Raw genomic sequence first — 12831 nt, forward strand, 5'->3', positions numbered from 1 at the left:
CGGCCAGGGCCTCGAGCGTCTCGGCGTGGCTCGCGGTCAGCGCCGTCATCTGCTCGCGGGAGATCTTCTTGGACTTGGCGACCTCGACGAAGAGGGAGTCGTAGCGCCGCCACAAAGCGTCGACCCGGTCGAGCGCCTGGACCAGCTCGGGCTTGGTGGTCGGCACCAGGCCGATGCCCGGATTCCCCTGGCGCAGCTCCTTCTGCATGGTGTCGAAGCGGAAGCGCGACCAGTGGATCGAGCCCAGCCGCGGGGCCGCGTCGATGCCGAGCGCCGCGAGCAGGGCGCTGTTGGTCATCCGCTCGAGGAGCAGCAGCTGGCGCTCGGCCATGGTGAAGGAGCGGTTGTTCTGCTTGTTCGCCTCGGCGGGGGACACGGCCAGAACGAGGATGACAGCGGATAACAGGCCGGCGATCTGGATCTTCGCTTTGCTTGCTTTCTTGCCCATTGTTCTTGTCCTTTTTTCCTTCGCGGTCCCCCTAGAGGCTCGCCCAGACGATCGCCTCGACGTCGATGCCGACGGTGATCGCGCCGATTACCGCGCCGTTCTGATCGGTGATCGACATGCTGACCTGGGTCTGGAAGGTCTGGGTCGATTCGTCGAACTCGATCTCGTCGATCAGCATGGCGTTCGGCCCGACCAGGTAGGTCTGCTTCCACTTGGCCTCGTCGCCCTGCCAGTAGTCCGAGGTGACGTCGCTCTGGCCGACGTTCAGGCCCTTGTTGTCCATGATGAAGACCTCGGTGACGACGCCGTGCTGCTCGCTCTTGGCCTTGGCCAGGAAGCGCGACAGGCTGTTGGCCAGCACCTGGTCGATCAGCGGCCGCTCCGAGCGGGACGTCTCGGCGCGCCACTGCTTGTCCAGGGCCGAGATCTTGGCCTGCTTGATCTTGGCGTGCCGCTTGTTCTGACTCTTGATCGCCTTGATGACGCTGGGGTCGCTGATCCAGGCGGCGACGGTGGTCTTGGCGAACTGGCGGATCGGCTGTTCGTGGGGGCCGACCGCGCCGGCTGCGGAGGCCATGAACAGGCAGGCCGCCGCGGCGCAGAAAGACAGAGCCATGGTCCTCATTGTTAACTCTCTTCGCTGCCGAGGAACGTGGGGGACCGTCCGGCGGGGCGGGCGATTCCCGCCTATTGTCATGAACCACGACCCCTAAGATAGAATTAAATCGGCCGGCCAAACTGGAAAATCGTCGGCAGAATCAAGGGTTAACCTTAACGCGGGCGCACTGGGACGCGCCCGGCCGCGTCGATCGGCCGAGCCGGAGTTTCTACCTTGGATAGGCGAGAGGGCTACTTGTCGACCGGCTTGATCATCCGGCCAAGGTCCTTGCCGCCGAAGATGTGCAGGTGGAAGTGGGGTACTTCCTGGTGAGCGTCGCGGCCGTGGTTGGCCAGGATCCGATAGCCGGGCGCGACCAGGCCGAGATCACGGGCGATCTGACCGACGGCGCGGAAGAAAGCGCCGATCTCGGCGTCCGAGGCCTTCTCGGCGAAGTCGTCGGAGGAGACGTAGGCGCCCTTGGGGATGACCAGGACATGGGCCGGCGTCTGGGGGTTGATGTCCCGGAACGCCAGCACGTGGTCGTTCTCGAAGACCTTGTCGCAGGGAATCTCGCCGCGCAGGATGCGGGCGAAGATGTTGTTCTCGTCGTAAGCCATGCTCCCCTCCCGGCCGTCGGATTCCTTGATCACGGTCATCCTTCGACAGGCTCAGGATGAGGGTTACGATGATGGAGACATCGCGCCCTCACCCACGCGCAGCGCAAGTGCTCCGCACTCCTGTCGAAGGGTGATGGTGCCGGGTTCGCACTTTTTCAGCAACCTGCTCTAGCGGCTGGCCTTCTCGACCAGGCCCGAGATGCCGCGCCGCGCGGCCATCACCTGCCAGACCTCGCTCGGCTGCAGCCCGCGCGCCGCCCACAGCACCATGAGATGATAGAGCAGATCGCCGCTCTCCTCGGCAAGCCTCTCTTTCGACCCGGCGACGCCCTCGATCACGGCCTCGACCGCCTCCTCGCCGACCTTCTTGGAGATCCCCTGGACCCCCTTCTTGATCAGCTTGGCGGTGTAGGAGGACTCCGGATCGGCCTCGACCCGGCTGACGATCACCTCGTAGAGCTGGTCCAGGCAGTCGCCCTTCAGCTTGTTGTTCTTCTTCTTCGACTTGCTCATGCGTCAGAGCCCTCTCGGTATCATTGCACGGGCCGCACCGGCACGCCGGCCGCGGCCAGGTGGCGCTTGGCCTCGGCGATGGAATAGGTGCCGAAATGGAAGATCGAGGCCGCCAGCAGGGCCGAGGCGTGGCCCTCGCGCACCCCCTCGACCAGGTGGTCGAGCGTGCCGACGCCGCCCGAGGCGATCACCGGGACCGGCACGGCGTCGGCGACGGCGCGGGTCAGGGGCAGGTCGTAGCCCTGCTTGGTGCCGTCGCGGTCCATCGAGGTCAGCAGGATCTCGCCGGCGCCCAGTTCGCAGAGGCGGGCCGACCATTCGACCGCGTCGAGCCCCGTGGGCCGGCGCCCGCCGTGGGTGAAGACCTCGAACTTGCCGGGCGCCACGCTCTTGCCGTCGACCGCGACCACGATGCACTGGCTGCCGAACTTCTCCGCCGCCTCGCGCACGAAGTCCGGGTTGGCGACCGCGGCGGTGTTGATCGAGACCTTGTCGGCGCCGGCCAGCAGCAGCCGGCGGATGTCCTCGCTCGTGCGCACCCCTCCGCCCACCGTCAGTGGCATGAAGCAGGCCTCGGCGGTCTGCTTCACGACGTCGAGCAGGATGTCGCGCCGCTCGTGGCTCGCCGTGATGTCGAGGAAGCAGAGCTCGTCCGCCCCGGCCGCGTCGTAGAGCCGGGCCTGCTCCACCGGGTCGCCCGCGTCGCGCAGGTCGACGAAGTTGACGCCCTTGACCACCCGGCCGTCCTTGACGTCGAGACAGGGGATGATGCGCGCCTTCAGCATGGCCCCGCGGCCTTCCCGCCGGTATCCCGGGCCCCGGCGACCAGCGCCAGCGCGCTCGCGGGGTCGATCCGGCCGTCGTAGAGCGCCCGGCCGCAGATCGCGCCGACCACGCCCCGCTGCTCGACCGCGAGCAGGGCGGCCAGGTCGTCCAGGGACGCCACGCCCCCCGAGGCGATCACCGGCAGGCCGACGGCGTCGGCGAGGCGCGCCGTGGCCTCGACGTTGACCCCCTGGAGCGCGCCGTCCCGCTCGATGTCGGTGTGGATCAGGGCCGCCACGCCGGCGTCCTCGAAGCGCCGGGCCAGGGCCTCGGCCTCCAGGTCGCTATCCTCGGCCCAGCCCTCGACCGCGACCCGGCCGTCGCGGGCATCGATGCCGACCGCGACCCGGCCGGGGAAGCGCCGGCACGCCTCGCGCACCAGCGCGGGATCCTTGACCGCGGCGGTGCCGAGGATGACCCGGCTGACGCCGGCAGCCAGCCAGCCCTCGACCGTCGCCATGTCGCGGATGCCGCCGCCGAGCTGCACGGGGAGCTCGACCGCGGCGAGGATCGCCTCGACCGCCGCGCGGTTGACCGGCTTGGCCGCGAAGGCGCCGTCGAGATCGACCAGGTGGAGCCATTCGAAGCCGGCCTCGGCGAAGGCCGCCGCCTGGGCCGCGGGGTCCGGGTTGAACACCGTGGCGCTGGCCATCTCGCCGCGCAGCAGGCGGACCGCCGCGCCCTCCTTCAGGTCGATCGCCGGGTAGAGAATCATGCCGTGGCGGCGCCCGGTTCCAGGTCCTTGGTGTAGAACAGGCCGGTCACCCAGCGCCCGTCGACCCAGGCGTAGTGCTCGTGGACGCCCCAGCGCTGGTAGCCCAGACCCTCGTAGATCTGGATCGCCCGTTCCTGGGTCTCGCGCACATCGAGGTTGATGACCCGGAACCCGGTCTCGCGCGCGGTCGCCTCGACCGCCTCGACCAAGCGCTGGGCCAGGCCGTGGCCGCGCGCCCAGGGCGCCAGGAAGAAGGTGGTGAGCTGGCCGATCCGCGACTGCGCCTCGTTGTTCTTGGGCGGGCGCAGCAGCTGGGCCGAGCCGGCGATGGTGCCGTCGAGCCGGGCGACGTGGAGCTCGCGCTCGGGCACCAGCAGGACGCCCTTCCAGTAGGTCTCCATGACGTGGCGCGGCGGCGGTGTCAGCCAGCCGAAGCCGCCGCCGTCGAGGATCGCCGCGTCGGCCGCGTCGCAGAGGTCGTGCAGGTCGCCGGCGTCGAAGGCGGTGATCCGCTCGACCAGGGTGTCGGGCGCGGCTTGGCCGGTGGCGGACATCACGGCCTCCAGGCCAGGAAGTTGGCGAGCAGCCGGAGGCCCGTGGCCTGGCTCTTCTCCGGATGGAACTGGGTGCCGACCAGGTTGTCCCGCCCGACCGCCGCGGTCACCGCGCCGCCGTAGTCGGTGTGGGCCAGGAGGTCGCCGGTGTCGGCGGTCGCGAAGTGGTAGCTATGCACGAAGTAGGCGTGGTCGCCCTCCGAGAGGCCGGCCAGGACCGGGTGGCCCGGCCGGTCGAAGGCGAGCTCGTTCCAGCCCATGTGGGGCACCTTGTAGGTCCCGTCGGAGGGCGCCAGGGCGACCACCTCGCCGGGGATCCAGTCGAGGCCCCCGTGCTCCCCGTGCTCGAGGCCACGGCTCGCCATGAGCTGCATGCCGACGCAGATGCCGAGAAAGGGCCGGCCCCTGTGGCGCGCGCTCTCCTCCAGGGCCTCGGCCATGCCGGTCAGCGAGTCGAGGCCCCGGCGGCAGTCGGCGAAAGCGCCGACCCCGGGCAGGACCACGTGGTCGGCGCGGGCGACGGTGTCCGGCTCGGCGGTCACCGCGACCTCCCGGTCCATGCCGGCCTCGGCGGCGGCCCGCTCCAGGGCCTTGGCGGCCGAGCGCAGGTTGCCGGAGCCGTAGTCCACCACCGCGACGGTCACAGCGAGCCCTTGGTGGAGGGGACGCTGCCGGCCTGGCGCGGGTCGGCCTCGATCGCCTTGCGCAGGGCGCGGGCCAGGCCCTTGTAGCAGGACTCGGCGATGTGGTGGTTGTTGGTGCCGTAGAGGTTCTCGACGTGGAGCGTCAGGCCGGCGTGCTGGGCGAAGGCCTGGAACCACTCCTTGAACAGCTCGGTATCCATCTCGCCCAGCTTGTCGCGGCTGAATTCGACCTTCCAGATCAGGTAGGGCCGGTTCGAGGCGTCGAGGGCGACCCTCGTCAGCGTCTCGTCCATGGGGATCAGGGCGTCGCCGTAGCGGGCGATCCCCTTGCGCTCGCCGAGCGCCTTCGAGACCGCCTGTCCGAGCGCGATGCCCGTGTCCTCGGTGGTGTGGTGGAAGTCGATGTGGGTGTCGCCCTCGGCCCGGAGGGTGATGTCGATCAGGCTGTGGCGCGAGAGCTGCTCGAGCATATGGTCGAGGAAGCCGATCCCGGTCGCCACGTCGTAGGCGCCGCCGCCGTCCAGGCGCACCGTCGCCTTGATCCTGGTCTCCTTGGTGTTCCGCTCGACCGTCGCTTCGCGCATGCTCTTGTCCTGCTTGGCCCCGCCGCCACCCTGGCGCGAGGCGGCACGTTGTAGCAGGAAGGAACTGGGCTCGCCAGAGCAGATCCCGGGTTGATGGCTTGCCCGGGGCGAGAAGCCGCAAAGATCCGCTCGAGTGGGCCTTAAGCACCTTGCAAACACCCGGTGTTAGTCTCGGTAGAAGTACTCCCAAGGTTCGAAATTTGAGCGCGCAACGAGAAACCGAAGGTCAAGGCGACAAGAGAGAACCGCTCTCCGCCGGGTGGCTCGTCTTGACGGCTGTCCTCCTCGCCCCGGGCTTGGCTGTCTTCGGAGAACTAGCCGACAGACATTTTGACCCGGCCGAAAGCGGGATCGCCAGAATGGTCGGGATCGTTCTCGTACCTCTGATGGTTTGTATTACCGCTCCGAGAACAGCCAAGCAGCTTGGTCTGATTGCCGCGATCGTGGCAGCGGGCAGCGTGCTGGCCATCTTCCCCGTCATAGTGGGCGGGCAGTTGGGGTGGGGTATCTGGGGGGCGCTGCTAGGCATGGGCTTGGGCTGCGGACTTGGCGCCGGCCTGGTTGGTCTCTGCTACAAGCGCCTCGGGGTTCCGGTTAAGGGCCAAATCGAGAACGGCGGAAGCTAGCGACCTCCCGCGAAAGTCTTGCCAAGCCTCGGCGCGCCTGTCTTCTCTCACCCTCCGGGTCCGGGGAAAGGGAGGTTGCCCATGTCGTTCGAAATCTGGATCGCCTTCGCGCTGGCCAGCGCAGCCTTGCTGGCCATTCCGGGGCCGACGGTCATGGTGGTGGTGAGCTATGCGCTGGGCCAGGGCCGCGCCACCGCCTGGGCGACGGTGCCCGGCGTCACCCTGGGCGACTTCACCGCCATGACGGTCTCTCTGCTGGGCGCCGGCGCGATCCTGGCCGCCTCGGCGGAGCTCTTCACGGTCTTGAAGCTCTGCGGCGCGGCCTACCTGGTCTGGCTCGGCGTCCAGCTCTGGCGCTCCGAGCCCTCCCTCGCCGCCATGACCGGCGCCGAATCCAAGGCCCCAGAGCGCAGAGACGGGCGGAAGATGTTCTGGAACGCCTTCGTCGTGACCGCGCTCAATCCCAAGTCCATCGTCTTCTTCATCGCCTTCCTGCCCCAGTTCGTCGACCCGGCGGCGCCGCTCTTGCCGCAGTTCGTCGTTCTCGAGGCCACCTTCCTGACCCTGGCGGCGCTCAACGTGGCGATCTGGGCGGTCCTGGCCGGCGAGATGCGGGCGCGCTTCCGGCGCCCGGCGACGCTCCGCCTGCTCAACCGGATCGGCGGCGGCTTCCTGATCGGCGCGGGGCTGCTGACGGCGGTGACCCGGCGGGCCTAGAGCGGATCATGTTTGGATGGAACCACTACGTGGTTTCCAACTAAACATGTGAATCCGCTCTACATCCTAGGTTTAGAGCAGATTCACCGGGTTGATGGATCGCCCGTGGCGATTCCATCAAACCCGGATCTGCTCTAGCGATCATTCCGCGGGCGCCGGCGCGGACGCCGGGGTCGGCAGGCGGCGTGGCAGGATCGCGACCGCGCAGAAGATCACCAGGGCGGCGCCGGCCAGGATGCGGAACAGCGTGTCGAAGCCCCAGGTGTCGTAGACGAAGGCGATCAGCGGCAGGGCGGCGGCCAGCGCCGAGAAGGCGACCACATAGCGCACGCCGTAGACCCTGGCGCGGAACGCGCCGCTCGCCATCTTGCCGACCATGTAGTCGTTGATCGGGATCTGGCCGAAGGCGCCCAGCATGAAGCCGAGGGCGACCACCAGCGCGATCTCGTCGGTTAGGCCCGGCATGAGCGAGAAGCAGACCAGCTGGATCGCCGCCACCGCCATGAAGATGCGCCGCGGCCCGTAGCGGTCGAGCATGAGGCCGACCGCGATCTGGGCGATCGAGGCGACCGCGAAGGCGAAGAAGGTGAGCGAGCCGATCATGGTCGCGAGGCCGCCAGTGGAAAGCCCCTCGCTTTCCGCGCCGCCGACCCAGGCGGCGAGCTGCTGCGCCAGGCCGCCGAGCCGCTCGTCGAAGATCTTCGGCAGGGCGAAGGTGGTCGACTGGAAGATCACCGAGGCGACGGCCGTGGTCAGGAAGACGATGACCGTGACCCGCAGCAGGAGCCGCCGATAGTCCGCGGCCATGACCGTCGGGGCGGCGGCGCGCGCCGACTTGGCCTCGGCCCGTTCGGCGCTGATCGACTCCCGGCGCAGGGCCAGGTAGGCGAGCCCCATGGCGATGGAGAAGAGCCCGGGCAGGATGAAGGCCTGGCGCCAGCCGCCGTGGTCGATCAGGTAGCCGGTGATCAGCGCCGCGCAGGCCACGCCCAGGTTGCCCCAGACGCCGTTGGCGGCGATCCGCATGCCGGTGTTGCGCCACTTCATGGTGACGATGGCAAGCCCGACCGGGTGATAGATCGCCGCGAACATGCCGATCACGAAAAGCCCGACGCCGATCTGCAGCGGAGTCTGGGCGAAGCCCGTGACGATTGAGGCCAGGCCGATGCCGATGAAGAAGACCGTCATCATGCCGTCGCGGCTCCACTTGTCGGCGAGCCAGCCGGCCGGCAGCGCGAAGACGCCGAAGGCAAAGAACCCGGGCGTCGCGTAGGCGAGCAGCGCCGCGTAGCCGATGCCCCACTCCCGGTGCAGGGCGAGCGCGGCCACGGTCGCGAAGATCAGCGTGAAGAGGTGGTCGAGGAAGTGCCCGATGTTGAGCAGCAGGAAGTGCAGGCGGTCGCGGTTCATCTCCGATCCCTCTCACGCCCCGGTCTCATGGGGCGGGTGCGTCTGCGGCCCACTCTAGGACTGGCCGGGATGCGATGTACTGCCAAGTGCTGTCGCGTTTCGGCCAAACCGCCTACCGCGGCCTGACGATGCATGGAGTTCTTGAGAGCGGTCATCCTTCGACAGGCTCAGGATGAAGTGAACTTTTTTGAGATACCGCAACCCTCACCCTGAGCTTGTCGAAGGGTGACGGTGCCGACTGAGGACGTCGTCAGCAATGGCTCAGCGCTTCGCCGGGGGCGGGTTGCCGGGGATCGGTTCGCCGGCGAGCGAGGGGTGGGAGCGCTGGTACTGGGGCGGGAACGCGGCCTGGCCGCGCAGCGCCTCGGCGGCGTGCCAGGGCCAGCGGGGATCGAACAGCATGCCCCGGGCCAGCGCGATCATGTCGGCCTGGCCGCTGGTCAGGATGGTCTCGGCCTGGTGCGGCTCGGTGATCCGGCCGACCGCCATGACGGTCGCCCCGGTCTCGCGCCGGATTTCGCCGGCGAAGCCGGTCTGGTAGCCGGGCGCCGAGACGATCTGCTGCTCGGGCGCCAGACCGCCGCTGGAGACGTCGACGAAGTCGCAGCCCCGCTCGAGCAGCGCCTTGGTGTAGGCGACGGCGCTCTCGACGTCCCAGCCGCCCTCGATCCAGTCGGTCGCCGAGAAGCGGACGCCGAGCGGCCGTTCCTCGGGCCAGACGGCGCGAACCGCCTCGAAGACCTCGAGCGGAAAGCGCAGGCGGCTCTCCAGCGGGCCGCCGTAGGCGTCGTTGCGCCGGTTGCTGAGCGGCGAGAGGAACTGGTGCAGAAGGTAGCCGTGGGCGCTGTGGATCTCGATGACGTCGAAGTCGAGGCGGAGCGCCCGCTCCGTGGCGGCCACGAAGGCGTTCTTGATCCGCGCCAGCCCGGCCTCGTCTATCGCCTTGGGTGTGTGCCAGCCGGGGCCGTAGGGCGTCGCCGAGGGACCCTCGGTCTGCCAGGCGCCGTTCCCGGCGTCGAGCGGCTTGCCGCCCTGCCAGGGCGCGGCGGTCGAGGCCTTTCGCCCGGCGTGAGCCAGCTGGATGCCGATCCTGGCGTTGCCGTAGTCGCGGAAAAAGCGCACGACCCGGGCCAGCGCCGCCTCGTTCTCGTCGGAATAGAGCCCGACACAGCCCGGGGTGATGCGGCCGATCGCCTCGACCCCCGTGGCCTCGACGAAGACCAGACCCGGGCCCGAGACCGCGAACTGGCCCAGGTGCATGATGTGCCAGTCGCCAACCGTGCCGTCGGTCGCCGAGTACTGGCACATGGGCGCGACGACGATGCGGTTGGCCAGCTCGAGCGAGCGGAGCGTGATTGGCGAGAAGAGGATCGAGGGCATGGCGGCGCGGCTCACTTATGCTGGAAAAAGTTGCGGCCCCGGAACGGGACCGCAGGGAACACGGCTCGCACCGTAAGCGGCCCGCCCTGTCCCTGGCAAGACGCAGGAAACTAGATCAGATCTGATCTAGCGCCGGTGGTGGGTCCGGTAGCGGCTGGCGTGGCGGATCGGGTAGGCGCGGTCGACTCGCCAGAAGTCCCGCAGCGGGTCGGGGCCGTTGGGCGGCGCCTCCGGGCCGCGGCCGCGCCGCGTCGCCAGAGCGATCAGCTCGATGCCGAAGACGAGGACCAGCATGCAGACCGAGGTGCCGAAGAAGTCGTCGGCCCGCGCCTCCGCGGCCGCCGCGATGGTCATGAAGCCGGCCAGGAAGACGCCGATCGCCGCGAGCAGAACCCGCCCGACCATGCGCAGCGCCGCCCAGGTCTTGCCAACCCGTCTTTTCATCGTTCCGTCCGCCATGGCTCGGCTCGCCGCTGGTCACCAACTTTACTCTAGCACGCGCTCAGGCAGGCTTCACCGCTTGACCCGCCAGCCGCCGTCGCCCATGTGTCTTCTCATGTCCGACGATCAGCGACAGTGGCACGGCACGACGATCCTCTCGGTGCGCAAGGGCGGCCAGGTAGTCGTGGCCGGCGACGGCCAGGTCAGCCTGGGCCAGACCGTTATCAAGTCGAACGCGCGCAAGGTGCGGCGCTTGGGCAAGGGCGACGTGATCGCCGGTTTCGCCGGGGCGACGGCCGACGCGCTGACTCTTTTCGAGCGCCTCGAGGCCAAGCTGGAGACCCACCCGGGCCAGCTGACCCGGGCCTGCGTCGAGCTGGCCAAGGACTGGCGCACCGACCGCTATCTCAGGCGCCTGGAGGCCATGATGGCGGTCGCCGACAAGAACGCCTCCTTGGTGCTGACCGGAACCGGCGACGTCCTCGAGCCCGAGGACGGCCTGATCGGAATCGGTTCGGGCGGTTCCTACGCGCTCGCCGCGGCGCGGGCGCTGCTCGACGTCGACGGCCACGACGCCGAGGCGATCGCCCGCAAATCCATGTCCATCGCAGCCGGGATCTGCATTTACACCAATGAATCTCTCATCGTCGAAAGCCTCTCTGCCGAGTAAGCAGAAAAAGCCGCATGACGGCTTCGCCGGCGCCTTCAGCCCGCGCGAGATCGTCTCCGAGCTGGACCGATTCATCATCGGCCAGAACGACGCCAAGCGCGCCGTCGCCCAGGCCCTGCGCAACCGCTGGCGCCGCCAGCAGCTGCCCGAGGACCTGCGCGAGGAGGTTCTGCCCAAGAACATCCTGATGATCGGGCCGACCGGCGTCGGCAAGACCGAGATCGCGCGGCGCCTCGCCCGTCTGGCCCAGGCGCCCTTCATCAAGGTCGAGGCGACCAAGTTCACCGAGGTCGGCTACGTCGGCCGCGACGTCGAGCAGATCGTGCGCGACTTGGTCGAGGTCTCGATCACCATGACCCGCGAGCGCCTGCGCAAGGACGTGCGGGCGCGGGCCGAGCTGGCCGCAGAGGAACGGCTGGTCGACTCCCTGGTCGGCGAGAACGCCCGGGAGGAAACCCGGGTCGCGTTCCGCCGCCGACTGCGCAACGGCGAGCTGGACGACAAGGAGGTCGAGATCGAGGTCGCCGACGCCGGCGGGCTGCAGCTGCCGACCATGGACATCCCGGGCATGCCCGGCGCCTCCATGGGCATGATCAATCTGAACGACATGCTGGGCAAAGCCTTCGGCGGACGCACCAAGAAGCGCCGCATGCCGGTCTCCGAGGCGATCCAGCTGCTGACCCAGGAGGAGAGCGACAAGCTGCTCGACCAGGAAACCGTGACCGAGGAGGCGATCCACACGGTCGAGCAGAACGGCATCGTCTTTCTCGACGAGATCGACAAGATCACCGCGCGCTCCGATCGCATGGGCGCGGACGTCAGCCGGGAAGGCGTCCAGCGCGACCTGCTGCCGCTGATCGAGGGCACGACGGTGGCGACGAAGCACGGCGCGGTGAAGACCGACTTCATCCTGTTCATCGCTTCGGGCGCGTTCCACCTGGCCAAGCCGTCCGACCTGCTGCCCGAACTGCAGGGGCGCCTGCCGATTCGGGTCGAGCTGAACGCCCTGTCGCGCGACGACTTCAAGCGCATACTGACCGAGCCGGAGAACAGCCTCATCCGCCAGTACAGGGCGCTTATGGGCACCGAAGACGTGACCCTGGAGTTCACCGACGAGGCGATCGACGCCCTGGCCGACCTCGCCGAGGAGATCAACCAGAACGTCGAAAACATCGGCGCCCGACGCCTGCACACGGTGATGGAGAAGCTGCTCGACGAGATCTCCTTTACCGCCACCGACCGCAGCGGCGAGACCGTGACGATCGACGCAGACATGGTGCGCGAGCGGGTCGGCGCCCTGGCCAAGGACAGCGACCTCTCGAAGTTCATTCTGTAACGCCCCCTCACCGCGCGTAGCGCCGGGCTTCGCCCCCTCTCCCCCAAAACTTGGGGGAGAGGGTTGCGGAGACTTGGCGCGGTGCAGCCGCGCCTTAGTCGGAGCTGGGTGAGGGGGTTTCCACTTCCAGCAGCGCCAGGATCTGATCCACCCGCTCGTCTGGCAGTTCCGCGATGGTTTCGGCGAGGCGGTTGGCGAGCTCGGTCTTGGCCGGCGAGAGGCCGGCGGTGTCGACCACGACGCGCGGGTGGGAGATGTCGGCCAGGCGCTGCAACTGCTCCGCTTCGTCCCAGATAATGCCGAAAAACTGGCACACCCCGTGCACGAAGCGCCGGTTCGGCCGCCCGCGCCGGCCGTGCTCCAGGGCCGAGAGGTAGGCCGGCGAGACGCCGAGGCCGGCGGCCATGTCCTTGGCGCTGAGGCCGCGGGCCTCGCGCAGCTCCCGCAGGCGCCGTCCGAAGGGGGTCATGGCCGGTCGCGCGGCCGCTTGAGCAAGAGGTACATGGCGCCGTGGCCGCCGTGCTGCGGCTGCGCCGGCGCGAAGGCGATCAGGCGCGTCCGGTTGGCCGGCTCGTTGAGCCAGCCCGGCAATCCCTGGCGCAGGACCCCGCCGTCGCGGCCGCTGCCCTTGCCGGTGATGACCAGGACGCAGCGCCGGCCGGCGGCGACGCCGGCTGCGATGAAACCCGAGACGGCCGCACGCGCCTCTTCCTGGGTCATGCCGTGCAGGTCGAGGCGGCCCTCGATCGG

General features: G+C 68.9%; 17 protein-coding genes. 3 read left to right on the forward strand and 14 right to left on the reverse strand.

Annotation, left to right across the window (positions count from 1 at the left end):
- From QNJ67_22460 to hisB, 9 genes are all read right to left on the reverse strand, one after another.
- On the reverse strand, positions 1 to 448 hold a 448-nt coding region (locus QNJ67_22460; protein MDJ0611752.1), incomplete at its 3' end, for a type IV pili methyl-accepting chemotaxis transducer N-terminal domain-containing protein.
- Positions 449 to 479: 31 nt separating this feature from the next.
- Positions 480 to 1073, reverse strand: coding sequence for a PDC sensor domain-containing protein (locus QNJ67_22465; GenBank protein ID MDJ0611753.1), 594 nt, complete (start codon positions 1071 to 1073; stop codon positions 480 to 482).
- Positions 1074 to 1297: 224 nt separating this feature from the next.
- Positions 1298 to 1666, reverse strand: coding sequence for a histidine triad nucleotide-binding protein (locus tag QNJ67_22470; GenBank protein ID MDJ0611754.1), 369 nt, complete (start codon positions 1664 to 1666; stop codon positions 1298 to 1300).
- Positions 1667 to 1834: 168 nt separating this feature from the next.
- On the reverse strand, positions 1835 to 2179 hold the full coding sequence (locus QNJ67_22475) for a phosphoribosyl-ATP diphosphatase (GenBank protein ID MDJ0611755.1): 345 nt from the start codon (positions 2177 to 2179) through the stop codon (positions 1835 to 1837).
- 20 nt (positions 2180 to 2199) lie between these two features.
- On the reverse strand, positions 2200 to 2964 hold the full coding sequence (gene hisF, locus QNJ67_22480; protein MDJ0611756.1) for an imidazole glycerol phosphate synthase subunit HisF: 765 nt from the start codon (positions 2962 to 2964) through the stop codon (positions 2200 to 2202).
- Entirely contained in the window at positions 2958 to 3719 is a 762-nt protein-coding gene (hisA, locus tag QNJ67_22485; protein ID MDJ0611757.1) for a 1-(5-phosphoribosyl)-5-[(5-phosphoribosylamino)methylideneamino]imidazole-4-carboxamide isomerase, read from the reverse strand. Before hisA ends, hisF begins: the two co-directional genes overlap by 7 nt.
- Positions 3716 to 4273, reverse strand: a complete 558-nt coding sequence (locus QNJ67_22490; GenBank protein ID MDJ0611758.1) for a GNAT family N-acetyltransferase — start codon at positions 4271 to 4273, stop codon at positions 3716 to 3718. Before QNJ67_22490 ends, hisA begins: the two co-directional genes overlap by 4 nt.
- On the reverse strand, positions 4273 to 4917 hold the full coding sequence (gene hisH, locus QNJ67_22495; protein ID MDJ0611759.1) for an imidazole glycerol phosphate synthase subunit HisH: 645 nt from the start codon (positions 4915 to 4917) through the stop codon (positions 4273 to 4275). Before hisH ends, QNJ67_22490 begins: the two co-directional genes overlap by 1 nt.
- Positions 4914 to 5501: an imidazoleglycerol-phosphate dehydratase HisB gene (gene hisB / locus QNJ67_22500; protein MDJ0611760.1), complete on the reverse strand. Its 588-nt coding sequence runs from the start codon at positions 5499 to 5501 to the stop codon at positions 4914 to 4916. The genes hisH and hisB overlap by 4 nt, the downstream gene beginning before the upstream one ends.
- Positions 5502 to 6208: 707 nt before the next feature.
- On the opposite strand from hisB, the gene QNJ67_22505 reads away from it, so the two are divergent.
- Positions 6209 to 6844 carry a LysE family translocator gene (locus tag QNJ67_22505; GenBank protein MDJ0611761.1) on the forward strand — a complete coding sequence of 212 codons (636 nt, stop codon included), beginning with the start codon at positions 6209 to 6211 and terminating at the stop codon, positions 6842 to 6844.
- A gap of 141 nt (positions 6845 to 6985) precedes the next feature.
- Here QNJ67_22505 and QNJ67_22510 read toward each other — a convergent pair whose 3' ends face one another.
- The 3 genes from QNJ67_22510 to QNJ67_22520 form a co-directional block, all read right to left on the reverse strand.
- The gene (locus tag QNJ67_22510) at positions 6986 to 8254 is read right to left on the reverse strand and encodes an MFS transporter (GenBank protein MDJ0611762.1); all 1269 of its coding nucleotides are present in this window, start codon (positions 8252 to 8254) and stop codon (positions 6986 to 6988) included.
- 261 nt (positions 8255 to 8515) lie between these two features.
- Entirely contained in the window at positions 8516 to 9634 is a 1119-nt protein-coding gene (locus QNJ67_22515; protein MDJ0611763.1) for an NADH:flavin oxidoreductase/NADH oxidase, read from the reverse strand.
- Positions 9635 to 9760: 126 nt separating this feature from the next.
- Positions 9761 to 10078, reverse strand: a complete 318-nt coding sequence (locus QNJ67_22520) for a hypothetical protein (GenBank protein ID MDJ0611764.1) — start codon at positions 10076 to 10078, stop codon at positions 9761 to 9763.
- Between the two features lie 112 nt (positions 10079 to 10190).
- Here QNJ67_22520 and hslV point away from each other — a divergent pair, with 112 nt between their 5' ends.
- Together hslV and hslU are read left to right on the forward strand one after the other, a co-directional pair.
- Positions 10191 to 10745: an ATP-dependent protease subunit HslV gene (gene hslV / locus QNJ67_22525; GenBank protein ID MDJ0611765.1), complete on the forward strand. Its 555-nt coding sequence runs from the start codon at positions 10191 to 10193 to the stop codon at positions 10743 to 10745.
- The gene (hslU, locus tag QNJ67_22530; protein ID MDJ0611766.1) at positions 10708 to 12081 is read left to right on the forward strand and encodes an ATP-dependent protease ATPase subunit HslU; all 1374 of its coding nucleotides are present in this window, start codon (positions 10708 to 10710) and stop codon (positions 12079 to 12081) included. The genes hslV and hslU overlap by 38 nt, the downstream gene beginning before the upstream one ends.
- Before the next feature lie 94 nt (positions 12082 to 12175).
- Here the strand turns inward: hslU and QNJ67_22535 are convergent, their stop codons facing one another.
- Both QNJ67_22535 and QNJ67_22540 read right to left on the reverse strand, forming a co-directional pair.
- Entirely contained in the window at positions 12176 to 12550 is a 375-nt protein-coding gene (locus tag QNJ67_22535; protein ID MDJ0611767.1) for a helix-turn-helix domain-containing protein, read from the reverse strand.
- On the reverse strand, positions 12547 to 12831 hold a 285-nt coding region (locus QNJ67_22540; GenBank protein ID MDJ0611768.1), incomplete at its 5' end, for a Smr/MutS family protein. The genes QNJ67_22540 and QNJ67_22535, both read right to left, overlap by 4 nt.

This window comes from Kiloniellales bacterium, assembly GCA_030064845.1.
In the GTDB taxonomy this organism is placed as follows: Bacteria; Pseudomonadota; Alphaproteobacteria; order Kiloniellales; family JAKSDN01; genus JASJEC01.

Coding starts and splice junctions, on each gene's coding strand:
- QNJ67_22465 (MDJ0611753.1), bottom strand. CDS start 1,073: ATGAGGACCATGGCTCTGTCTTTCTGCGCCGCGGCGGCCTGCCTGTTC.
- QNJ67_22470 (MDJ0611754.1), bottom strand. CDS start 1,666: ATGGCTTACGACGAGAACAACATCTTCGCCCGCATCCTGCGCGGCGAG.
- QNJ67_22475 (MDJ0611755.1), bottom strand. CDS start 2,179: ATGAGCAAGTCGAAGAAGAAGAACAACAAGCTGAAGGGCGACTGCCTG.
- hisF (MDJ0611756.1), bottom strand. CDS start 2,964: ATGCTGAAGGCGCGCATCATCCCCTGTCTCGACGTCAAGGACGGCCGG.
- hisA (MDJ0611757.1), bottom strand. CDS start 3,719: ATGATTCTCTACCCGGCGATCGACCTGAAGGAGGGCGCGGCGGTCCGC.
- QNJ67_22490 (MDJ0611758.1), bottom strand. CDS start 4,273: ATGTCCGCCACCGGCCAAGCCGCGCCCGACACCCTGGTCGAGCGGATC.
- hisB (MDJ0611760.1), bottom strand. CDS start 5,501: ATGCGCGAAGCGACGGTCGAGCGGAACACCAAGGAGACCAGGATCAAG.
- QNJ67_22505 (MDJ0611761.1), top strand. CDS start 6,209: ATGTCGTTCGAAATCTGGATCGCCTTCGCGCTGGCCAGCGCAGCCTTG.
- QNJ67_22510 (MDJ0611762.1), bottom strand. CDS start 8,254: ATGAACCGCGACCGCCTGCACTTCCTGCTGCTCAACATCGGGCACTTC.
- QNJ67_22515 (MDJ0611763.1), bottom strand. CDS start 9,634: ATGCCCTCGATCCTCTTCTCGCCAATCACGCTCCGCTCGCTCGAGCTG.
- QNJ67_22520 (MDJ0611764.1), bottom strand. CDS start 10,078: ATGAAAAGACGGGTTGGCAAGACCTGGGCGGCGCTGCGCATGGTCGGG.
- hslV (MDJ0611765.1), top strand. CDS start 10,191: ATGTCCGACGATCAGCGACAGTGGCACGGCACGACGATCCTCTCGGTG.
- hslU (MDJ0611766.1), top strand. CDS start 10,708: ATGAATCTCTCATCGTCGAAAGCCTCTCTGCCGAGTAAGCAGAAAAAG.
- QNJ67_22535 (MDJ0611767.1), bottom strand. CDS start 12,550: ATGACCCCCTTCGGACGGCGCCTGCGGGAGCTGCGCGAGGCCCGCGGC.